Genomic DNA, 22,719 nt, shown 5'->3' on the forward strand with positions numbered 1-22,719 from the left:
AATGAATATCTCCTTTATTTTTCAAGCAACAGCTCGAAATATATTGGGAATAGAGATGTGGGCAAATAAACAAGCGGATTAAAACAAGGAACAATTAATCCCTGTTAAATTCAGAATTGTCTGGGTTGTTAGAGTTGTTTTGGTGACCAAAAATGATGTCGAGCTGATTTAATCCTTCTGGCACAAGGTCGTAGATGATATTCATAAAATCACGGTCAATCAGCCGCAGAATACGGTCAATCATCATCGGAGCCGGATGGCTGGGTTCATGCTGAAGAAAATAAGTTTTCGCTTTTTCTAATAAAATGCGTGCTTCATCACGGTTATTGACTTTATATTCGTACCAGGAAGAGGGGGGGATCCTCTCTGAAATTTCTGTAGTTGATGATGGTAAATTTGTTTGTTCCGTAGGAGCTTGATGTTTTAGCAACAATGTAGGTTCAAGTGTTTCTATATTGGCAGACTCTTCCTGCAGATCTGCTTTTGGTTTATGTACGGGACAATGCTCAATGATTGTATCCAATTGTTTTAAGAATTTTGGTAGTTCTGGTGCGTAGTTGTCAGGTAAATTGTGATGAGTAATTTCAGTCAACGCGATAAGGTGATCGCGAGCCGTTGTGATTGCTATAATCTCCGGGCTATCGGACTGTTGTTTCAATTCATTTAATAATCTGTTGCGTCCACCGATATAACCTTTGATTTCTGTTATTGTGCCATTCAGGAGCGAACAGGCTTCCTGTAATGACACCTCCTGCGAGACACTTTTCAGGATAATGGCGGCCTGAGCTTTTGTTGTACAAGGAGAACCATCTTCAATGGCTGCTAATGTGTTCAGGCGAAATAGGGGGTCATATTCATCATCAAATTCGAGTCTTGGCCACACCTCTTCCCAGTAACGTTCCAGAGTCTGGCGGAGCAAATTCAGGCCATCGGCATAACCACATAATCCCCGTATATTTAGCCATGCCTGCATAAGCGCTATGATGATGCGTAGATCTTTGGAACGAGTTAACAGATGGATGGCGTTTTTTTCCACTGCTACCCAATTGGGAGCGGTAGCAGGAATGAGGATATCGCCAAACTGCTGTTCTGGTTTTTCGATTAAGATTCGCTCTAGTGCCAGAAACTCATCATCGTATTCGAGGTTTTCCCCACAGGGAGATTCTGCACTGATCGGAGTGAGTAGGGTATCAATATTCATGGTATTTTCAGTCCATATTCAGCTCATATTGAGGTGATTGATTATACGGTTTGAAAGCCCTTTAGGGTTGGGCAGGAAAAAGCCGGGAGTTGAAAAGGATTGAAAACACTGGTCGGAGTAAATTCCAGCAAGACCATATGACCCCGGATAGTGAACATTGTCCGTATTCCCATATCATCAGCATAAGTTGAATTTTCTGTTTTGCTCCGCCAAGTCCGCTTGGCTTGATCCAGCAATCGGTTCAGTGCCCAGAAGCCGGATGTCGATAAACTCACTGTTGTGCCATCACCTAAGTTCAGTTGAATGCGAACCTGATTGGTTCCCGCAGGACCTGGCCAACTGATGAGTTGTGAAAGTTGTGGACCGTGACTATATTGCAATATCTGTCCATCGACATCTAGGGTCATGCTTAACACATTGTTATCCATGCTGATGGGGCTAACCATCACCCGGAATAATGGAGTGGGGGTTCCGCTGACGAATAATGTATCGCGGATAATCTGAGCCTGCCGGAAAGGTTTGAGCAATGTTTCTCCTCCCGGCAAAGACTTGCCATTTACACCAGGCATAAATCGCCATTTCGGCCGGGTAGTCTGGACTTTACCCACTAAATTTTTCTGGAAGAAGCTGTCCATTAGTCCTTTTTCTGGGGCAAACATCCGTGCCATGTCATCTGGTTTGATGTCATTACGCGCTTTAGACATCAACGGATAGCGATTGGCAATTGATTGCCGGCAAAAATTGCCGATTTCAGCATTGAATTGTTTAGCGACACTTTTCATATCTTCGAGCTGCGTGTCACTGCTGGCTCCAATCGCCAGTGAGGAAATCATACTTCTGAATGGCATCGGCAGGCGTTCTGAGTCTGCTTGTAGCTGTGTGATAATTTTATTGGGAGGAAAAGGCATACTGGTATTGATGGCGTTCTGTACTGAAACCAAATACTGATATAACTCACCAATTTTTTTCAACGTTTCATCAAAAGGTATCGTTTTACTTTTTCCGTCCGGATTCTGTGCCAATGCAGTGATTTGTGAAAAATGTTCTTCCAGCAATTGTTCTGGTGCCGGTTGATCATTATCCGACAATATTTGTTTGGGCACTAATTTTGTTAATTTATCTGATTTGCTTTTCACGATACTCTTGAGTTGAGCGGTTTTGTCGTCACTTTTACTTAGCGTGACATTATTACTGATATTAACCAGAAGGTTACGGATAGGTGAAACCGGAGAAGACAGTAAACGGGCTGTGTCGATGCGTTGTTCCAAATTATCGATATTATTCAAACGAATATCAGCGATAAATTTATCCCACTGATAGAGATAGTCGTTAATATAAAACTGCCTGACAAAAGATTCGATTTCTTGAATTGTCTGTTTTTTCGCATATGCACCAAGTACCCAGTTATCCTGCGAGTACAAAGTGGCAAGAGAGGTATTGAGATCTTTGTTGATCCCTTTTTGATAACCTGCAGGCGTGAACATTCCCGGTATGCCTTTGGTTATCGGTGCTCCGCTGATGCGTGAGAAAGCCAATCCAGCTTCGGGTCCGGCAAGTGAGTCTAAACTTACCGGAGTTAAATTAGGATCATCGAGCAAAGTATGCTTTAAGTGGTTGTAGGCACGTTGTGCAGGAGACATTTTACTGATTAACGCCTGTTTTTGCTCGACCAGATAGTCATCACGAATAAAAGGCGATGCGACAACGTGGTTATCTAATAATTGACTGAGATGATCATCAATTTGTTGCAACTGTGTTTGAGTTGTATCGACACCTGAATTTGTTTTCAGATACTGCATTAACCAGCTATGCAGAAACTTACCATCATAATATCTGGGCTGATATAACATTTGATACGCTTTGAGTGTGTCGTAGGTTGTCTCTATATCATCACCGTTATCACTCTGCATTTGGCTGGTGATTAGCTTGGTGATCGGCGGCAGCAGTAATGTTTGCAGCGCTCTTAGATACATGGTCCGGCTGGCATCACTGACTTGCTGACCAGAGTACAGGCCCATGCGATAAGACAGGGGCGGATCATCTAAAGAAAAGCTCTGGCTTTTAGCTAAATTGGCCAGATTATTCAAAATAGGAAGTCGGCTATAAATATCATCGGTGTTTTTCTTTAATTCAGCTCGTTGCTGCACAATAGACGAAATTTTAGCCTGTACTTCTATCAGGTAATTTTTGTTGTTGTTATAGCTTATTAAAAATAAATCCAGCGTTGCTATCAGTATCGCCGCCAACACGATGTATCCTAGGCCATTCAACAGACTCTTACGGTATATCCACCAACGATCATGGCTGGCTAGTCCTGCTTCCTGAAATATGTTTTCCAGTAAATTTTTCAGGAAATAAGTTTGGCTGTCAGTAGGAGGTGGGGACATAATCCCTTTATCAGTTTCCCATGACATTAAATCACTATCGTTATCTGTGGGTAATTGAAAGTTATGGTTAAATTTCTCCATAACCTTGTCGAAGGGAGTCCCTTCTTGTATTCCACTGGTGAAATATAGCCCGCGTGGGTAACAGGGGATTTCGAATCCTGATTTTGCGAATACAATTTCAAGATATTGTGCTATCCGCAGGCGTAGGGCTGCAAACTCTTGTGGAAACAGATAACTTTCGGCACATTGCCGTGAATTGTGCCCGTTTAAGAGAATATAGGGTAACTCAGCATCCAGTCGCTGCTGTAACTGGTCATATTGGTGGTCAAGGATTTTATTCAGATTACAATCAAGCTCTTGGTTCCACGGAAAGTTAAACCCCAAAATTTGTTCACGAGATGTTTTGTCGAAATGGGTAAAATAAGCGGTAAATCCTTTTAACAAGTCGGTCTTGGTGATGATGATGTAAATAGGTATCCGTATTTTGAGTTGTTCATGTAGTTCCGCTAAGCGTCTACGTAGCATATAAGCTTGTTGATCCTGCTCTTCGGTTGATGGGTTCAGTAAATCTTCCACACTGATAGCAATAATGATCCCATTGAGAGGCTGGCGGGTACGGTACTTTTTCAGCAGTTTGATGAAACTTTTCCATTCATCGGCATTTTGTTTTTCATATAAACTATCCTGCGTGATATAGCGCCCGGAGGTATCGAGTAAAACGGCTTTGTTGGTAAACCACCAGTTACAATTATCCATTCCCTGCATACTGTATGAAGTGGATGTTCTAAGATAATCCGCTAATGGAAAGTGTTGACCTGAATTTGCCAATGCTGTTGTTTTACCTGACTTGGGGGCACCGATAATGAGATACCAAGGTAATTGATATATATATTGGCGATTGAAAAAGTTTGTCCAGCGTGGCTTACGTTTGCTGTACAAACCAGAAAAATAGAATTTCTTCAATAACTTTACTGCATCAGCAAAGCGCTCTGCTAATGTGATATGACGCTCATTTTGTTTCTTTTCTTCTTTCTCATCCCGATTGATATTCAGTTGACTGACCACTTTTTTATTGATCCATGCGCGGTATAGTCGGGGGATCACCTTGCTTGCGATCCAGAGTAGGAACAGAGAAACAATGGTTACTATGCGTATCGTTTGTGATTCAAAAGGTACGGTGTTACCGACAGAAATATTGGGCCCAATAAACCAAATAATGGCAGAAATTGCTGTTGTTCCGAGAAAACTCCACATTAATCGACTAGTAATGATAGAAAGGAGTACATTCATAATGTTTTAGTTTCCTTGCCTCGTTTGATTTACAGGAGAAACTAACAGTGCGATTTCAACTCGTCTGTTTTTGGCCCGATTACTTGGGGTGTCATTTGGTACTAAAGGGTTATTGGCCCCTTTTCCTTCTGTTTTGACACGTTCTGGCTGAGCAAGATAACGTTGAAGTTCTTGTTGTACTGACTTGGCTCTGGCAAAGGATAATGCATAGTTAGACGGAAACCGTCGGCTGCTAATGGAGATATTATCGGTATACCCGGTGACCAGAATTTCACCATTGAAATGATTCAGTGCTTCTGCGACATCCCTGATGACAGCCAAATAACGGCTGTTGATCTTAGTGGCGCCGGTTGTGAATAAAACATCTCCTTTTAACGTAACCACACTTCTATCCGTCATATCGGTCACACTTAATAAGCCCTCGGTTGTATCCTTTATCAGCATACTTTGCAGATTTAGAGTCGGAGGCACCACAGGATATACGCGATCATTGACCACCATATTTGGCATATTAGTCTGGTAGATTGTTGCCAAAACAGGATTGATTAAGCCACTCAATCGCCAATTCAAGCCGATATACAAAAGACATACTAAAAAAACGAATACCGCTGTAACGGCCCATATCGGTAAGGAAAATTGCCACGATTTAATCGGCATTGTGATGGCTTGTATTTTTGATGACAACTCGACAGGGTAATTACCACGGATCGAACGTATTAACTGAAACAGACGTTGTTTTACCGTCTCTAGCTGTGAGCGTCCGTTATCCATAACACGATAGCGTCCTTCAAATCCAAGTTGGAGACAGAAGTTAATCAGCTCTAATAGAAATAAGTGCTCTCTTGGGTTTTGTGATAATTTAGCCAATAGTTGGAAGAATTTTTCTCCCCCCCATGTTTCATTGTGAAACGTAACGAGCAATCCGCTTGCAGACCACACACTGCGGAGTCCCCAAGGAGTCAGGGCCGCTGCTTCATCTAATGCAGTACACAAACAATAGCGTGCTCCAATTATCACTTCATAAGATAAATTGGCATGTTGGCATGCGACTTCAAAACGCCGGATTTCGTTGATCAACTGCTGCCGTAAACCTGATGGGTCAGGATGAACAATAGAATGCCGGATTTGAGGGATGGTATTCAGCAACGGATTGGCAGCAGAAACTAAGGGATTATGATTGGCCTCACCAGAGAGTATTTTGGGTTCAGCTATCTGCTTGTCTTGTATCATCGGTTTCATCCCCTCGATTTATTCTGATTACGGATAGCCCAAAACTCGATGTTTAAACCCGGGAATTCACCTGCCAGATGTAATGCAAAACCACTGGATTCCTCCATTTGTTTCCACAAATCACCTTCTTTTTCCAATTCGAAATAAACATAGCCTGAATGCCAGGGAATTTGTCTGGGAACAGACGGCATTGCCCGCAGTGGAATACCGGGTAACTGCAATTGAACTAATTCACGGATACGGCCAACGGGGGCTATTTTCATCTGGGCAGGAAAATTGCTCATCAAGACATCATTCGCAAGGTTAGCGTGGACTGCCAGAACAAAGCTGAATGCGTGTATCATATTGGAATCGGGTAATGTAGCGATGTTCAAGCCATGAGAATATTCCGTTAATGGCACCTGAATCGCCTGTTCTTCCAGAATGATTGATAATCCTTGACGCAGTTGGAACATGAGTTGCTTGAAACATTGAGCCAGATTGTCATGTTTATAGAGAGGCAAGTTCTCTTCTGGTACACGCTTTGGGGAAAACGTCGCCAATTCGGTAGCAAATTGCAGCCATTCGCTGAATAATCGTTCCGGATGCACTAATGACAAATTCTGGATATGGTTCACTTGACCGCTATAGCGATTCAGAAGTGACAGCAGGAGAAAATCCATAATTTCAGAATCATTGTATCGCCCTATCTGTAACAAACGCTGGCTTATTTGTTGACGGCGTTGTTCCAGCAAGCCCTGTATATCATTGATAAAACCGACTAGTTGCGGGCTTGCATGACAATTGAGTAAGGACGGAATAAAGAGTGAGTCAAGATGGAGTTTATTGTCGTTTGTTTTATTCACGACATGTGCGATGCTTAATGCCGTCCATTCTGGTGTTAAATCCGATTCCCGCATGAGACGCAAACGCATTTTGCCAAATTGTACTGTGGCATTGCCAACTGACATGGCATTAAAGTCATCAACGTTTTCCTCAAAGCTGACAAAACGAGCCAGCGAGTCTTGTTGCTCACTGAAAATCACTTCTTCTTTTCCCCTCTGGAAAGTCGGTAAAGCTAATACAATATTCGCATTTGTTTGATTTTCAGTGACCTGTAATGGAGTAGGTGTATGAGCAGCATCGAAACTAAATGGTGTTCCGTCAGGAAAAATCCCGCTGGCTAAGGAAAGCCTGACTTTACCTTGATTCAGAAGTTCTTGATCCAATTCAAGCGTCAAAAATCCCCAATAGTAAGGTTTTTGAGATATTCCCCAATCACGAATATAAGCTTCAAAATAGTTTTCAGCTTGCTGGAAGTGGTGAGGGCGTAAAAACATGCCTTCTGTCCAGATAACTTTTTCTGCTCTATTCATTATTTTTTTCAGCTCCAGCTACGCAACTTAAGTGACATTCTTTGATGAGACTTAAGCCATTATTGGTGGCCTTAACGCACACATTCAGTTCGTCAGGAGAAGAACGCCAGAATTCGTAAAAAGAAGGCTTTTCAGGTATGGGAACGGGAAATGAAATACGCCATTTTTTACCGTCCAATTGTCTGTATTCAGCAATAATTCCGATATAGTTGGCCTCCGGGAGATTTTTTTCCACCAAGCAATGTGTATGCTGAGAAGGGCGTATAAAAAATCTATCTTCATTAACCAATTTGTCGCCTAATGTATCTTGTGCTTTATTTTGTAGAGAAAAGAAATCAGCAGACATAAATTCTTCATTCGATTTCAATAAAATGACGTGTATTTTCAATGGAGCTGAATCATTCACTCCAGATACAGAATTGAAGATTAATTTATAGGGCGGTAATTTTGGCGTTGATGAACAACCAGTCATGGTTCCTATAGGAATAGTCAGCAGAAGAACAGCCAGCAAAGGTTTTGATATTGACAGCAATATTTTCTTCATCCACCACCCGATTGAACTTAATTTGTTTGTCGAGAGGTCAAAAATGTTAGGCAGCACTGATAAGAACTTTTGTTTGACTGGGTACGATGCGGGAACCCGGGGCATTAGTCGAATTCTGCATAGTCGTACTCGATAGTCGGGTTGCGGGTGAACCTTTTATCAAGACAGAGTTGGCTCCCATTATGTGATGGGATGGTCCCATGACAGTGCCCGAAGCCACGCCAAGATTGACGCCTGGATTATCTCCCGTAGTCATGGGAATAATTGTTGCCAAATTATGAGCTGGGCAGCCCATAAACAGGATATTGAGGGCATTGGTAATGGCAGTGGTGCCTTGTGCCATATTGGGATAAACCACTGGCACCGGTGTGAACATTGGGGTCAGACATGTATCCGGTGTGGCCAGATCCATTCCCCCCCCTTGAGTATTGGCAAACATCATCTTCTCCTTAGCCGATATGAATTTGTTCAGAATCGATTTTAGTGATGGATTTTGCAGATACGATAGTATGTTGGGCGTGCAATCGGGCGTAGTTTTCGGCTTTCATATCCAGCTGTCCGGCATGAACCTGTTCTGTTTGCTTTGTATGGCGAAATAGGCGGTTACTGAGTTGGGTGACTGTTTGCCAGAGCGATTCAAACTGATTGCCAACCAAACGCGTTATTGAAACCCACGCAGATAGTGATTCCCCACTGTATTGCATTTCACTGATATGGCAGTTGCCATTGTTAGCTGTGATATTCAATCCATTGCTGTTCATGCTTAAGTTGCCTGAGGAAGTGATAGTCAGATCGCCGGAGACATTTATTTCAGCGGGATGTTGCTGATCTGGTCGTTCTAGTATGGCTAAAATCCAGAGATGGCCATCAATTTGCGTAATTAATACAGTATCTCCCATGTCTGGGGTCAATAGGCAACTGGCAGCCCGTCGGCAATGCCAACCACGGTTGTTTTTGCTTTCCTCCACCATAAAACTGCCGTCCTGAAGAATACTCACGATCTGGCCGGTCATTTGTTGTAATGGCTCGGTGGTAAGGCTATATGAGGAAAACGCATAAGAAGGTGTTGTCATTTTTATTCTCCGGATCAAGAGCCGATTCTATTAGGCTCTAGCGCTTATTATGTTGCGTATTCCACTCTTCAGCGGCAAATAGCTCAGGGTCATTTTCCAAGATTCCTTGGTGGCCAGAAAATAATGTTCCGATCTGTTGAGTACGATGAAAGAGCGTTCTCATAAAGTGAGCGGCCCGAAAATCACTGTTATTGATATTGGAATAGGAAAGGTCGGCATAAGGCATATCACAGCCTGTAAATTGTGCATTCACTGCATGCAATTTGTGCATTATTGCCATTGGGAACTTACTGTGTCGAAAATCAGCAGAATCAAGGCATGCACCGATAAAAATCGCTTGTTCAAACAGACTGTTTTTGCAACAAGCGCGAGTTAAATCGGCTTCGGTAAATAACGCCTGTGTTGCATTAACATTCGATAGCAAGGCATCTTGTAAAATAGTGCCTTTAAAATTGCAGTTAGTTAATATTGCATGATTAAAATTTACGGTCTGAAGCTGACTATCTGTGAATTGGCATGTTTTAAATTTTTGTTTTTGATAATTTTGTCCACGCAAATCACATTCAAAAAAAACGGCTTTGATAAATTCACTGGCAGAAAAGTCTGTTTCCCGTAAATCTTGACGAAAAAAAGTGACCAGAGAAAAGTAGCAATGATTTAATTTAGTGTGTTCTAGTGACGAATCAGTAAATATGACACGATCAAGATGACTCTGATTGAAATTGGCCGATTGTAGTGAACAGGATAAAAATTGAGTATTATTTTGTTTTGTTGCCGTAAACTGCGTTTTTTTTAAATCACATTGGCTAAATATATGATCTAATAGTGTTATTTTATTAAATCTTGTGCGAACCAGATTGCATTTTTCAAAAACGCTTTGCTCAAATAGGGCCGAGTCGAAAATAGCATCTTCTATCTGGCATTCAGTAAAAATAGATTCTTTTAGCGAAGTATGAGAAAAATTGGTTCCTGAAAAGTTGACTTCTTTAAAGATCCCGCCAGATAAATCACGTCCAGATAGTGACATGTTTTGTAAGTTAATATTTTCAATAATTTCACCGTGTTTGATTTTATCGACTAATTCATCTGCTGTTAGTAAAGTCATATCACTTTCTTATCCCGTTTGGGTAAAGTTTTGGTGCGTTTAGTATAAGAATGCGTTATTGAGGTTGAATCGTCGGTAATTGATTGGGACATATCAGTACGGAATAGATTGGTTCCCTGTAATTCTGTGCCGGTGAAGCTGCATTTCTGCATAAGCGTATTCATCAGGTTAGCATTGTTCAATATGGCACCGCGAAAATCAGCCCGGGTAAATGTGCTTTTTATCGCATTCAGATACTGCATATTAGCTGATTGGCAGTTGGCTTCACTAAGGTCACTGTTATTTAAAGTGGTTGCGTAGAATATTGCCTTAACCAGAGGCATTTGACGCAAATTACATTCGGTCAAGGTGGCATGGCTGAAATCTGCCTGATTAAGCTTACTGTTCATGGTAAATGCGCAGGTCAACAGATTGGCGGAACGAAATCGTATTTCATTTGCCTCAGTTTCTACCCATGTACAACTTTCTAATGTTGTATGATTAAAACTCGCTTGTTTTAGTTTGCATTTTATAAATGTGATTTTATGCAAATTGGCGTGATTGAAGTTGAGTGTAGGAAGCTCAAGTTCGATAAACGTGCACTCTTTCCATTGTGAATATTGGAAATGGCAATGTGTAATAAAGATTTTTTGCAGGAACAGGTCTGTGAATATGACATTGTCAAAGCAACAATGATTAAACCGCGTTTCTTGCAGCTGTGTATCCTTAAAGCTTGCGTTGGAAAAATCACTTTGCTCACATTTAGCCAGTGCCAGACTGGCATTATCTAATTTGGCCGCCCGTAATGAAGTGTGGCAAATTTCTGTTCTGGCCAGCATGGCTTCACTGAAGTTTGCATCATCGAGTTGGCAATGATTTAAACAAGCGCTTTCCAATAGCGTTCGGGAGAAGTTGGCTCCACGTAGATCCAGGCCTGATAAGTCAGCGCCGGTAAAATCCATGCCACTGAAATTCCCTCCTTGCCGCATGATTCCTTGTACTCGTTTTCGGATAATTTGTGACAGGTTGCCTGTTAAGCGCAGAGCAGGAGCTTGTTCCTGTACTGACGATAAATACATTGTGTGTATTGATTGTTCCATCTGAGCGAGGTCTTTATCATTGAGTTTCATTTGCTGCTGATGCAATGTGTCTCGTATTCGATGCAAATTTTCTGGCCCTCTGACCTGAGCTACCGTGTCTGATTTTTCAACATCAATCCCTTGTTCTTTAGCCTTGTTAATTATCTCCGCTTGTTTCAATTCGGCCTCAGTACGTTTCTGATCGGCTTCCTGCTCAATGTTTTCGACAAATTCGGGGAGTTCATCGAGTTTTTCGAGTTTTGGCGTAGCGGGTGATTCAGTTTCATGTGGGATCAACGTATTGATATCTTGACCATACTCAGCCAAACGTTCCTGTTGTTGTTCACGCAGGCGTTTTTCACGGTTTTGCAGATTTTTCTGTAATGGCGAGTTACTTTCTGGAAGTTCGGTGTCTAACCAAGGGCCAATCATTTCTTCAGGAATGAGGTCTTTTTCCCGAAAAGTGTATAGTACGCCTTTTTCTTTATCCATGCGCTGGTCAAGAACACGCAGATAATGGCTTTCTGGACGGGGATTATCATTGAGTTCCAATGCTGAAACCATTTGTAAAACATCTTTGGCATCATCTTCATTTATTTGTGTGCTTCCATGCCAGATTAGGATCATTTGTTCTAAATGGGGGAAGAACCACACTGTTGTTTTACGCATAATGATTTCTTCAAAAATCTCTTCATCAAGACGCAACCGTCTGATAAAGCAACGGGCATTCCATGAGGGTAAGATGCCTTCCTGCATCGGTTTTTCTGGATGCATATTCCAAATTCGCCATTCGGCCTGTTCTGGTAGGGTGGTACTGTCTTCCCACCATTGATCCTCTGGAGCTGCATTAAATAACCGCCAGTCAATATCACGGGAAAAACCGGGAAATTCGTTTTCTAACCACTCCTTATCGTATTTTTTACCTATGCGGGTAAAACGACGTGGCCATATGAAATCCAAGGGACAAAAACTGGCCGGAATGGGAATTTCCTGCGGTGATGTCAATCGACGTTGTGACATCAACCGATTGTGCAGTGTTTCAATATTCGGCAAGCGATGAATGTTCAACCCATTTTCCAGACTTTCGGGATTGACCCCGACACCGTGGGGGTTTTCTTCATAGCCTTCGCCACCAAAAGCCCGGCTCCAATCCAATCGCATTTGGTCAAAAGGTTGGGGCTTTGAGGGTGTATCATCAATCCAATAACGATCACCGAAAGCGGCCAACGTTTTTGCCAACTGCCCAACCTGAATACGGGCAGTACAGGCGGATTTATCTGCCTGATGGTGAGTATAGGCATATCCTGTAGCCAAAAATTCAGCACAATATTTAGGCATAGCGAGATCGATAACGCCATTACAGGTTTTCAATTCATTTTCTGCAAGCTGCCAAAGCTCTGCTTCCGGACGTAAGCGTGGAGCCGAACCCATATCAGCCAGTGCCATCACAGAGATCCCAAGGTGATTTTTTTGCAGCCAGCGATAAGGCCGATAAAGTACACTTAAACGCGAAGGTTTAATGATTTTCATTGAAATCCTGATAGGTGTATTTATTAGCTGATGATATGTAAGATGCTGTTTAAGATATTGGTAGCTGATTTTTTTATCATAATTTGTGCTTGCTCTAATTTTAGGTTCGCTTGATCAAGTTCTATTCCTGTTTTATTCAGGGACATTCCCGTCAGACCGAAAGAAACCCCTGTGAGCGAGGAATTGACACCTACTCTATTTATACTAAGACCCGTAGTGGAGAGTGATGATGCGACATTGTCTATACTGAATGCCACTATGGAGCAAGAGAGAACTTTGGTTGAAAATAAAGAAGTTGGACTATCAATGACTACAGCGCTATCGCTTTTTATTGTGATGAGACTAGGGCTTGAGATCGTTGTCACACCTGTAATGTTCTGTACCCAATTTCCATCAATTTTTGCATTTAAATTCCCTGTAAGTTTGTACGTATCTCCTCCATTGATTGTTGTTTTCCGCCCACCCTTGATGGTTTCTTGCTGACCATCTTTGACAGTTAAGGTGTCTTTGCCATCAATGGTGGTTTCATGGTTTGTTTTATAAGAGAAATTAGCGTTGCCTTGCACGGTATCCTTTTGTTGTTTTTTTATCTCAGTGGTACGATCCCCATCAATAGTGACTTTTTTGTCTTTTTCCACCGAGATATTCATGTCCCGTTCTGCATGCAGATCAAATAATTCTTTATCAGGTTCATCATCTAAAAAGAGATAGTTTGCCTGATCATGTTTTCCACCTTTCGTGTTTGACATAATGCCAACACGGGTTTCATGTTTCGGTAGCTCCCAAGGCGGCATATTTTCATTGTTGTAAGTACTGCCGATGACTAAGGGTTTATCAGGGTCACCATTGACAAAACTGATAATCACCTCTTCACCCACGCGGGGAATACATACGCTGCCATACCGCCAGCCGGCCCAAGGGGTTGCTACGCGTATCCAGCAAGAGCGGGTATCATCTTTTTTGTCGTCTTTATCCCATCGGAATTTCACCTTTATCCGGCCGTATTTATCAGTCCATATATGCTTATCTTTGGGGCCGGTGACGACAGCAGTTTCAAGCCCCATTACTTTTGGCCATGGCGTTACCGCCGAAGGTTTCCAAGGGGTATTGGCAGGAATAGCATCAAATTGAACGAGATTTTTATCTTGGTTGTTATCAAATAAGTCGTCAACCAAATCATCAATAAAGCTAGAGTTGTAAGACGTTTCGTAGAAAGAGTAGTGTGCGCCTGTAATTAAGTAGTCACCGTGGTCATCGCCTTTAATATTATTGGGTAGCAATAGGGTGAATATATGGCCTGGAGCCATGCCTAATACATTTCCTTTTCCGTCAATCAATTCGCTTTTTGCTTCGGAAGCTTGCTGACGTACTCGAGCATAAAACTGTCCTTGCTCACTTTTCACATAGCGCCCGGGCCAAATGAATATCTCTGTGTCATCAATGGAACTGGCTGGAGTCTGAGCGGCGGTATATAGTTTGGCTCTCGGTTTGCGGAAATCGTAGTCATCAAGACTATAGCTATTTGGTATGGTAACGCTACAGACATTCCAATTATAGATATGTTCAATAAGGTGTTCTTTTAGTGATCGATGTGCATTGATATATTTAATGTTTTTATATCCCAGCATGGGTTCATGTGATTGTGGTGTATCTACCAAAATCAGGGTATGGCTTCCCATATCGTGTTTGAAATAATAATAAATCCCTTCATGTTCCATTAGACGATGAATAAAATCGAAATCAGTTTCATTATGTTTAGCGCAATATTCCCATGTGCGATATTTTTCAATGAGCTGATTTTCAAAGGGAATATTTGCATTATTCAATACCGTTGCAATAATATCCGGCACCGTTTTATCTTGCCAAATACTATAACCAACTCGTTGTTTTAACTCCCATAACTTAGGTCTTACGGTAGCGGTATATAAATAGAGTCTATTATCATATTGATAGAATGGGGCGTAGGCTATTTTTTCTATGAAACCACTTAAATATCTTTTTGGCGCTGATTTGCTATTTATTTCTACAGTGAGTGTTGTGTTATGTAGAGAGATTGGATCTGATAATCTTTTCTCACTGAATAATTGAACTTCAAACTCGTAAGCTTCCGATAATTTTTCTGTTCCTGTCAGTGATTTGAAATATAAAGACTTTCCAGGTAATGAAGTATGTACGATAAATTTTCTCTCCATAAAATTTCCTTGCTTTTGTTGATAGCTACCGCACGTGCCTTGCAGAACAAGGAACATTACAGCAATTGGAGTAGTAAATGATGTAATATGGAGTTAAGCATATTGTTTATTATTCTCAATTAGAAAGTACCGTTTCGTTTACATAATATATAATTTTATTTTTATTATTTATCTTGAGGCTATGTATTTATTTGTTGAATAAGCTATTTTTATAAACCCTGACTTGTTTAATGATGGCTATGCTGAAAAGGTGTGTTGATTAAATGTTTTTTAGGGTTGATAATTTACAATCTATTAGTTTTAGTGTTATTTTTTATGGTCTACGTGGGTACATTGACTGGGTTTATTTATCTAATGGCGTTTTAATCGGAAAAAATACATTTTTCATCAATGAATTTCTTATGGACATAAGTTGTCGGATAAATTTAATGTTTATAATTTTTAATTGGTTAATTTATATTTTTTAATGTAATAAATAAGTTATTTTTATTGTTTTTTGAAGGGTGTGTATGTATCTATTGAATAAAATAGTTTAATGAACATCAGGTTGTTTAGAGGGAGAATAGAATTGTGTAGGAAGTGCATATCAAATTGTTGTTTTGTGAGTTGGACGGTAATGTGCAAGACGACAGGTATGTTGATTATGTTATGCCAATGTATCTTACGGTATTAATCGAAGTTGAAAATTCACTCAAGCTGTATAATTCAATTTTTTAAATTATTATTCTATTTAATCAACTATTGAGTGGGGTTTTATTCTGTTAATTTCGGTTTTTTTGGATTTATTGAAAATTCTAATTGTGAATTTAATGTTGCTTTTTTTACCACAAAAACTACTTTTTCAGATAGAGAATAAAGGGGGGGTGATAGCATTTTAATCTGATTTAATAATTTGATTTAATTGTATTTTTTTATTTAAATGTTAGTTTTTTAAATAAAAAATTATCTGTGTTTTGTAATGAAAATGTGATTTAAATCCTAAAAATAAACTAATTGTGTTATAGGCTATTATTCTGTATTGGCTTTTTTTATTCAGCATATTATGCTTGCGAAAATTATTCGTTAATTGGGGGCAGAATGAAAGTCCTTATTTTAGGTAGTGGCGTTATTGGCGTAACTAGTGCGTGGTATCTCGCGCAAGAAGGTCATGAAGTTACCGTGATTGACCGCCAGAATAGTGCAGCGGAGGAAACCAGTGCCGGTAATGCCGGTCAGATCTCACCAGGATATGCAACTCCGTGGGGGGCTCCCGGGATACCTCTGAAAGCAATAAAATGGATATTTCAACGTCACGCACCTTTGGCTATTCGTCCTGATGGTTCATTATTTCAATTACGCTGGATGTGGGAGATGTTGCGTAATTGTGATGCAAGCCACTATGCAATGAATAAAAGCAGAATGGTGCGCTTGGCAGAATATAGTCGGGATTGTATTAAGCAATTAAGGGCAGATACAGGGATCCAATATGAAGGTCGTCAGGGTGGAACCTTACAATTATTCAGAACAGAAAAACAATTTGATAATGCTGCTAATGATATTGAAGTATTAGAACAGGAAGGCGTTCCTTATCGATTATTAACCGCAGATCAATTGGCAATAGCAGAACCCGCTCTCGCTCATTCCTCTCATAAATTGACGGGTGGATTGCAATTACCCAACGATGAAACAGGGGATTGCCAGATTTTTACCAAAACACTGGCCAAAATGTCAGAAGACGCAGGTGTGAAGTTTATATTTAATAAGCAGATTCAACAGATTTTGGTGGATGGGAACAAAATCACGGGCATCCAATGCAATGATGGCATTATGACCGCAGATAATTATGTGGTCGCAATGGGGGCTTATTCTACGGAGATTTTGAAAAACTTGGTCAAAATTCCGGTTTATCCATTAAAAGGTTATTCGTTGACCATGCCGATTATGGATGAATCAAGAGCACCTGTCTCAACGGTGTTGGATGAAACTTATAAAATAGCGATTACTCGTTTTGATAACCGTATTCGTGTTGGTGGTATGGCTGAAATGATGGGATTTAATTTAAACGTGCCTCAGAATCGCTGTGAAACATTGAAAATGGTAGTGCAGGATCTTTACCATAATGGTGGCAACATTACAGAGGCTTCATTCTGGACCGGATTACGTCCCATGACTCCGGATGGTACTCCGATCGTTGGCCCAACCAAATATGCGAATCTTCATTTAAATACTGGGCACGGAACTTTGGGCTGGACTATGGCCTGTGGTTCAGGGAAGTTATTGGCTGATTTGATTTCTGGCAAGAAGCCTGATATTGCAGCAGATGATCTCTCTGTATTCAGATATACCGATGGATTCAATATAAAAGTGCTTCCAGTGAAGCCTCATTTACATATTGCATAAATTATAAGGGGTCGTCATGCCACGTCCTATTTTGGCAACGATTCATCTCGACGCATTCAGCCATAATTTGGCTGTTATTCGCCAGAAGGTCGGTAACAGTAAAGTTTGGTCGGTAGTGAAAGCGAACGCGTATGGACATGGATTGGACAGAATATGGCAATCACTCATGCAAACAGATGGTTTTGCGCTGCTTGACATGAATGAAGCTATTTATTTAAGGGAACAGGGATGGCGGGGGCCAATCCTGCTATTGGAAGGTTTTTTCAAGCCGTCGGATTTGCAGATCATTAATGAGTATGGTCTGACAAGTGCAGTACATAGCTATTGGCAGCTTGAAGCGATAGAAAATGCCAAATTGGACAATCCTATTGATATTTATTTAAAACTCAATAGCGGTATGAATCGATTAGGATTTACTCCAGAAGTCTATCCGCAGGTCGTTTCGATGGCTAAAGAAATTAAAAATATCAAATCAGTGACTTTGATGACTCATTTTGCCAATTCTGATAATAAAGTGGGTGTTGATGGACAGTTTGCGGTTGTTGAACGTTTGAGAATGAATACTCTGTCTCACTGTTTGGCAAATTCTGGGGCTGTTTTGTGGCATCCTAAGACTCATGGTGATTGGACACGACCAGGTATTATTCTTTATGGTGCATCTCCGAGCGGAAAGTGGCGTGATATTGAAAGTGTTGGTTTGAAATCCACCATGACATTGCAGAGTGAAATTATCGCGGTTCATGAGCTTCCCAGAGGTGAAAAAATTGGCTACGGCAGTCGTTATATGACTCAGAAAATTATGCGCGTAGGGACAATCGCATGTGGTTATGCGGATGGATATCCACGACATGCCCCAACGGGCACTCCTGTCATCGTTGATGGTATCCGTACTCAGTTATTAGGTTCCATATCAATGGATATGATGACGGTTGATTTGACACCTTGCCCACAGGCAAAAGTAGGCAGTCTCGTAGAATTGTGGGGGCAGAAATTACCCGTGGATGAAGTGGCTGAATCCGCAGGAACTATTGGTTATGAACTTTTGTGCGCCTTAGCGAAGCGTGTTCCTGTCATTGTAGATTAATCTTTTCTATCCCGTCATTATTCAAGTCACAGCACACTAAAGCTGTGACTTGAATAATGACGGGATACTCAGTTAATTACCATCAGGAATTCTGCGACAACGAATAACAATAGAAAGCCTGGCTGGATTACCATTTTTAGGTTGCAATGGGCGATTAATACGTGCAGTTTCGACGCAAGCCATGTTTTTATAACCGTTCTTGTTCATATCTTTCATACTACTGGAAAGTGTAGCGCCAGGATTCCAACACACTATATCACTATGGTGATAATGGTGTATTTCAATCGTCCGTTTCCATTTAGGGTCTATGAGTAGGCTAAAATCGCCGGGTTCTGTATAGATGCGGTCAGTTCGGCCTTGAAAGACTAAATCCTTACGAATGTAATGTTCTCTATCGGTAACAGTATCAATAAAATGAGCACCAAGCCCACTGACTTTAATATTATTGATATCACTAATATTAAAGTAAGAGTGGAGGGCGCAAGTAGCCTGATATTCACCGTGAGATTCCAACTCTATTTCACAAGTTTCCCCTAACTTAAAACGAGCAATCAGCGTGAATTCATGTGGCCATAACTTATGGGTATATGCGCTATCTTGTAGTACAAATGTTAAAATAACACCATGCTCATTTTCGTCATGAGCCTTAAGTTGCCAAGGTAATATTCGTGCAAAGCCGTGGCTAGGAGAGGCTGATGAACCAAACCAAGGCCAACAGATTGGAATACCACCACGAATGGCTGTGCCAGCCTTGAAGGCCGTTTTATCGCTTAACCATAATACTGGTTTTTCTCCACTGGGCTGCCATGTTATCAAATGGGCACCCTGAATACTGATTGCTCCGAGTACTTTTGGATGAGAAATAACAATGAATGGTAAGCCATCGATATCTCTCTGACTGATGTAAGGCGATATCTGTTCTACAATCGGTGATGAGTAAATTTCATCCAGCATCTGTCATAACCTTATGTGATCCTGAATTGATAGGTGGATAGGGGCAAGAATAGCTCAATGTTTTAAATATATAAATATAAAAGCCATCTGTTAACAGATGGCTTTCGAATATGGATATATACTCTTCATCTTTCAGGTTGTCGTTATGCAACTCGAAATCTATTGAGTATAAAAGCTCAATTATTTAGAGATGTGAGCGATCAGATCCAGTACTTTGTTGGAGTAGCCAGTTTCATTGTCGTACCAAGAAACCAGTTTCACAAAGTTGTCGTTCAGGGCGATACCTGCTTTTGCATCGAATACGGAAGTCAGTTTTTCACCATTGAAATCGGTGGAAACAACGTCATCTTCGGTGTAGCCCAGAATACCTTTCAGTTCGCCTTCTGCGGCTTCTCTGATTGCATCACAGATTTCTGCGTAAGTTGCTGGTTTAGCCAGACGAGCAGTCAGGTCCACAACAGAAACGTTAGGAGTAGGAACACGGAAAGACATACCAGTCAGTTTGCCGTTCAGTTCTGGAATAACTTTACCTACTGCTTTTGCTGCGCCGGTAGACGATGGGATGATATTCTGCGCTGCACCGCGGCCACCGCGCCAGTCTTTCGCTGAAGGACCGTCAACAGTTTTCTGGGTAGCCGTTGTTGCATGAACAGTTGTCATCAGACCTTCGACGATGCCGAATTTGTCATTGATAACTTTAGCCAGTGGAGCCAGACAGTTAGTGGTGCAAGATGCGTTGGAAACAATTTCCTGACCTGCATAGGCGTTGTGGTTGACACCCATAACAAACATTGGTGTGTCGTCTTTGGATGGGCCAGTCAGAACAACTTTTTTCGCGCCAGCTTCGATATGTTTACGTGCTGTTTCGTCAGTCAGGAAGATACCGGTTGCTTCAGCAACAACATCAACACCAACTTCATTCCATTTCAGGTTAGCTGGGTCTCTTTCAGATGTAACGCGGATGGTTTTGCCGTTAACAACCAACTGACCGTCTTTCACTTCAACAGTACCGTTGAAGCGGCCGTGGGTTGAGTCGTATTTCAGCATGTAAGCCATGTACTCTGCATCCAACAGATCATTGATCGCAACAATTTCAATGTCTGAGCGCTCTTGTGCAGCACGGAAAACAATACGGCCGATACGACCAAAACCGTTAATACCTACTTTGATAGTCATAGTATTCCACCAGCTATTTTTTTTAGTGAATTAAAAGTTGTTTCTAAAGTTACCAAAATCTTGCCAGCCGTCAAGCGGAATCGTGTCAACAATTGAAAAAGAGCAATATATAAATCATTGTTTAAACGCTTGCTATACAGCTGGAACAAGCTCTACGGACATCATTATCGGGGTATAAAGAGATATTTAAAGTTATCATTGGTTGGTTATGTGAGACCTATCACAATTAGTAAAGTAAATTGCTATGTTTAATAGGTTAGAATGCGTTTCGACATTTTGATGTTAATTTTTTGTTGTTTTAATGCTTTTTTTATTGGTTGTTTTAATGCTTTTTTATTAAAAGTATTAACCTTAAAAGGTGGTCATTATGACTAAAAGTCAAAATATTTCCCTTTCCATAGAAAAACTTAGTGAAATGCAGCGCTACGTTACACAAGAAGCCGGTACTGAACCGCCCTTTTCAGGAAAACTGCTGCACAACAAAAAAAATGGTACTTATCATTGCTTGTGTTGCCGCCAGCCATTATTTATTTCTGACACTAAATTTGATTCTGGTTGTGGGTGGCCGAGTTTTTACCAGCCGATTAATGATGAGACCATAACTTATCTTGATGATTATTCTCATAACATACATCGGATAGAAGTACGTTGTAGCCATTGTCAGGCACACTTGGGACATGTTTTTCCCGATGGCCCTAAACCAACGGGAGAACGTTTTTGTATTAATTCAGCAGCATTACGTTTTATTGATAAAGAAACTGATGAAGAAACAGTCGGTTAATATTGTTAGTAAAGGTTTTTGAGCGAAATGAAATATTAAATTCAACAATAATAGGAAAAACGATTCAGCTTATTATCATTATTGTAATAATGTGATGTAGTGCCAAAATGCAGTACCAATATAGTCCTGCCAACAATATAGCCGTACCAAATAGTACATATAGCTGTTAAGGAAATATCGATGAAGTTGGATGATTTACTCTCTGCCATGACGCCTGAAATTTATCAGCGCTTGGTTCAAGCTGTTGAATTAGGAAAATGGCAGGATAGTGTACCACTCACGCCAGAACAGAAAGAACACAGTTTACAAATGGTGATGCTCTGGCAAGCCAAGCATAATCATGATCCTGAACATATGACGATTGGTACGGATGGTCAAATTGCTATGAAAAGCAAACAAGAGCTAAAAGCGATATTCCAAACTGAAATACGCTTCATTAGTCATCTTTAGTTACTAATAGTCATATGTAGATATGTGCTTGTTATTAATGCATTGATTTTAATCTAATTTAATTTGTTTTTTATTTTTATAGTCAGTAGTAGTCACAAGAACACACCTTGTGTCACGAAATATGTACATGAGTGCGTACATAAACTACATTAAAAGTTGTATTTTTTTTTGAGGAAAGTGATATGGCTATTACTGATTCATGGCTGCGTTCCACCAATGGTAAACCCCAAGAAAAAATGATTACCAAGTCAGATAGGGATGGGCTGTCTGTTCGTGTGACATCTAAAGGAAAAATCATATTTCAACTCAGGTATCGCTGGAACGGGAAAGGGGGATCGAATTGACATTGGAACCTATCCAGCAACCGGCTTAAAAGATGCCCGTGATTCAGTGATTTTCTATCGCGGGGAATTGGAACAACACCGCAACCCGAAAATAGTCAAGCGTGTTCGTAAAGAATCCGCCTTGAGTGCAGTCACCGTGGAAGCACTGATCAGAGAATGGTGGGTAGCAATAATGCAAGACTCGAAGGTGAAAGCCGATGAGATTTTGCGTTCTTTCGAGCTTTACATTTTCCCAAAGATTGGCGAATTACCTCATGATGAGGTAACGCTTCACGTCTGGCTTTCTTTAATTGAAGGCGTGACCAAGCGAGTGCCAGCAATTGGTGCTCGCATATTAATATACTCCAAGACTGCGCATAAATGGGCAGTTCGGAGGGCAGGGCGAAAGCATACTTTGATTAACATTCAGCCAAAGAAAACTTTGGCGCGGTAATCATCACACCAGCTTGCTTTTTTAAGCTTATTTCTTGGCTCGGTGCCCCACAAGCACATTGCTTGACCATGTTCAACACAAGACGCCGGAATAACGCCAGATTCTCAATTGCCCCCTCCAAAACAATCCGTGAATCATCTTCTTTAAAAACAA

18 protein-coding genes and 1 pseudogene are annotated in these 22,719 nt (G+C 40.9%); 6 read left to right on the forward strand and 13 right to left on the reverse strand.

Annotated features, from left to right (window positions below; genetic code table 11):
* Window positions 1-94 precede the first annotated feature (94 nt).
* From tssA to Xhom_RS20640, 10 genes are read right to left on the reverse strand one after another with little or no spacing between them, the layout of a single operon-like run.
* On the reverse strand, window positions 95-1,201 hold the full coding sequence (tssA, locus tag Xhom_RS20595) for a type VI secretion system protein TssA (protein ID WP_069315978.1): 1,107 nt from the start codon (window positions 1,199-1,201) through the stop codon (window positions 95-97).
* A gap of 41 nt (window positions 1,202-1,242) precedes the next feature.
* On the reverse strand, window positions 1,243-4,881 hold the full coding sequence (gene tssM, locus Xhom_RS20600; RefSeq protein WP_069315977.1) for a type VI secretion system membrane subunit TssM: 3,639 nt from the start codon (window positions 4,879-4,881) through the stop codon (window positions 1,243-1,245).
* 3 nt (window positions 4,882-4,884) lie between these two features.
* Window positions 4,885-6,108 carry a DotU family type VI secretion system protein gene (locus Xhom_RS20605; RefSeq protein ID WP_069315976.1) on the reverse strand — a complete coding sequence of 408 codons (1,224 nt, stop codon included), beginning with the start codon at window positions 6,106-6,108 and terminating at the stop codon, window positions 4,885-4,887.
* 5 nt (window positions 6,109-6,113) lie between these two features.
* Entirely contained in the window at window positions 6,114-7,463 is a 1,350-nt protein-coding gene (tssK, locus tag Xhom_RS20610; protein WP_069315975.1) for a type VI secretion system baseplate subunit TssK, read from the reverse strand.
* Window positions 7,456-8,007 carry a type VI secretion system lipoprotein TssJ gene (gene tssJ, locus Xhom_RS20615; RefSeq protein ID WP_069315974.1) on the reverse strand — a complete coding sequence of 184 codons (552 nt, stop codon included), beginning with the start codon at window positions 8,005-8,007 and terminating at the stop codon, window positions 7,456-7,458. The genes tssK and tssJ overlap by 8 nt, the downstream gene beginning before the upstream one ends.
* Before the next feature lie 46 nt (window positions 8,008-8,053).
* The gene (locus Xhom_RS20620) at window positions 8,054-8,446 is read right to left on the reverse strand and encodes a DUF4150 domain-containing protein (RefSeq protein WP_069315973.1); all 393 of its coding nucleotides are present in this window, start codon (window positions 8,444-8,446) and stop codon (window positions 8,054-8,056) included.
* 10 nt (window positions 8,447-8,456) lie between these two features.
* Entirely contained in the window at window positions 8,457-9,080 is a 624-nt protein-coding gene (locus Xhom_RS20625) for a DUF3540 domain-containing protein (protein WP_069315972.1), read from the reverse strand.
* A gap of 37 nt (window positions 9,081-9,117) precedes the next feature.
* The gene (locus tag Xhom_RS20630; protein WP_069315971.1) at window positions 9,118-10,185 is read right to left on the reverse strand and encodes a pentapeptide repeat-containing protein; all 1,068 of its coding nucleotides are present in this window, start codon (window positions 10,183-10,185) and stop codon (window positions 9,118-9,120) included.
* Entirely contained in the window at window positions 10,182-12,773 is a 2,592-nt protein-coding gene (locus tag Xhom_RS20635) for a DUF2169 domain-containing protein (protein WP_069315970.1), read from the reverse strand. Before Xhom_RS20635 ends, Xhom_RS20630 begins: the two co-directional genes overlap by 4 nt.
* A gap of 23 nt (window positions 12,774-12,796) precedes the next feature.
* Window positions 12,797-14,965 (reverse strand): type VI secretion system Vgr family protein, encoded by a 2,169-nt coding sequence (locus Xhom_RS20640; protein WP_069315969.1) that lies wholly within the window; start codon window positions 14,963-14,965, stop codon window positions 12,797-12,799.
* Window positions 14,966-16,042: 1,077 nt separating this feature from the next.
* Here Xhom_RS20640 and Xhom_RS20645 point away from each other — a divergent pair.
* Window positions 16,043-17,344, forward strand: a complete 1,302-nt coding sequence (locus Xhom_RS20645) for a D-amino acid dehydrogenase (RefSeq protein WP_069315968.1) — start codon at window positions 16,043-16,045, stop codon at window positions 17,342-17,344.
* A gap of 16 nt (window positions 17,345-17,360) precedes the next feature.
* Complete coding sequence (gene alr, locus Xhom_RS20650; RefSeq protein ID WP_069315967.1) at window positions 17,361-18,428, forward strand: alanine racemase; 1,068 nt, start codon at window positions 17,361-17,363, stop codon at window positions 18,426-18,428.
* Between the two features lie 72 nt (window positions 18,429-18,500).
* Here alr and Xhom_RS20655 read toward each other — a convergent pair whose 3' ends face one another.
* Window positions 18,501-19,382 carry a D-hexose-6-phosphate mutarotase gene (locus Xhom_RS20655; RefSeq protein ID WP_069315966.1) on the reverse strand — a complete coding sequence of 294 codons (882 nt, stop codon included), beginning with the start codon at window positions 19,380-19,382 and terminating at the stop codon, window positions 18,501-18,503.
* A 180-nt stretch (window positions 19,383-19,562) separates the two neighbouring features.
* Window positions 19,563-20,558, reverse strand: coding sequence for a glyceraldehyde-3-phosphate dehydrogenase (gapA, locus tag Xhom_RS20660; RefSeq protein WP_069315965.1), 996 nt, complete (start codon window positions 20,556-20,558; stop codon window positions 19,563-19,565).
* A 367-nt stretch (window positions 20,559-20,925) separates the two neighbouring features.
* Here gapA and msrB point away from each other — a divergent pair, with 367 nt between their 5' ends.
* The 4 genes from msrB to Xhom_RS34285 all read left to right on the forward strand — a co-directional run bounded on the left by msrB (window position 20,926) and on the right by Xhom_RS34285 (window position 22,566).
* On the forward strand, window positions 20,926-21,339 hold the full coding sequence (msrB, locus tag Xhom_RS20665) for a peptide-methionine (R)-S-oxide reductase MsrB (RefSeq protein ID WP_069315964.1): 414 nt from the start codon (window positions 20,926-20,928) through the stop codon (window positions 21,337-21,339).
* 180 nt (window positions 21,340-21,519) lie between these two features.
* Window positions 21,520-21,789 (forward strand): YeaC family protein, encoded by a 270-nt coding sequence (locus Xhom_RS20670; protein ID WP_069315963.1) that lies wholly within the window; start codon window positions 21,520-21,522, stop codon window positions 21,787-21,789.
* 182 nt (window positions 21,790-21,971) lie between these two features.
* Window positions 21,972-22,133, forward strand: coding sequence for an Arm DNA-binding domain-containing protein (locus Xhom_RS34280; protein ID WP_198148754.1), 162 nt, complete (start codon window positions 21,972-21,974; stop codon window positions 22,131-22,133).
* Window positions 22,134-22,200: 67 nt separating this feature from the next.
* Window positions 22,201-22,566 carry a hypothetical protein gene (locus Xhom_RS34285; protein WP_198148753.1) on the forward strand — a complete coding sequence of 122 codons (366 nt, stop codon included), beginning with the start codon at window positions 22,201-22,203 and terminating at the stop codon, window positions 22,564-22,566.
* Here the strand turns inward: Xhom_RS34285 and Xhom_RS20680 are convergent.
* Window positions 22,539-22,719, reverse strand: a pseudogene (locus tag Xhom_RS20680) (ISAs1 family transposase); the annotation flags it as partial. The gene Xhom_RS34285 and the pseudogene Xhom_RS20680 sit on opposite strands and share 28 nt — an antisense overlap.

Source organism: Xenorhabdus hominickii, from assembly GCF_002632725.1.
In the GTDB taxonomy this organism is placed as follows: Bacteria; Pseudomonadota; Gammaproteobacteria; order Enterobacterales; family Enterobacteriaceae; genus Xenorhabdus; species Xenorhabdus hominickii.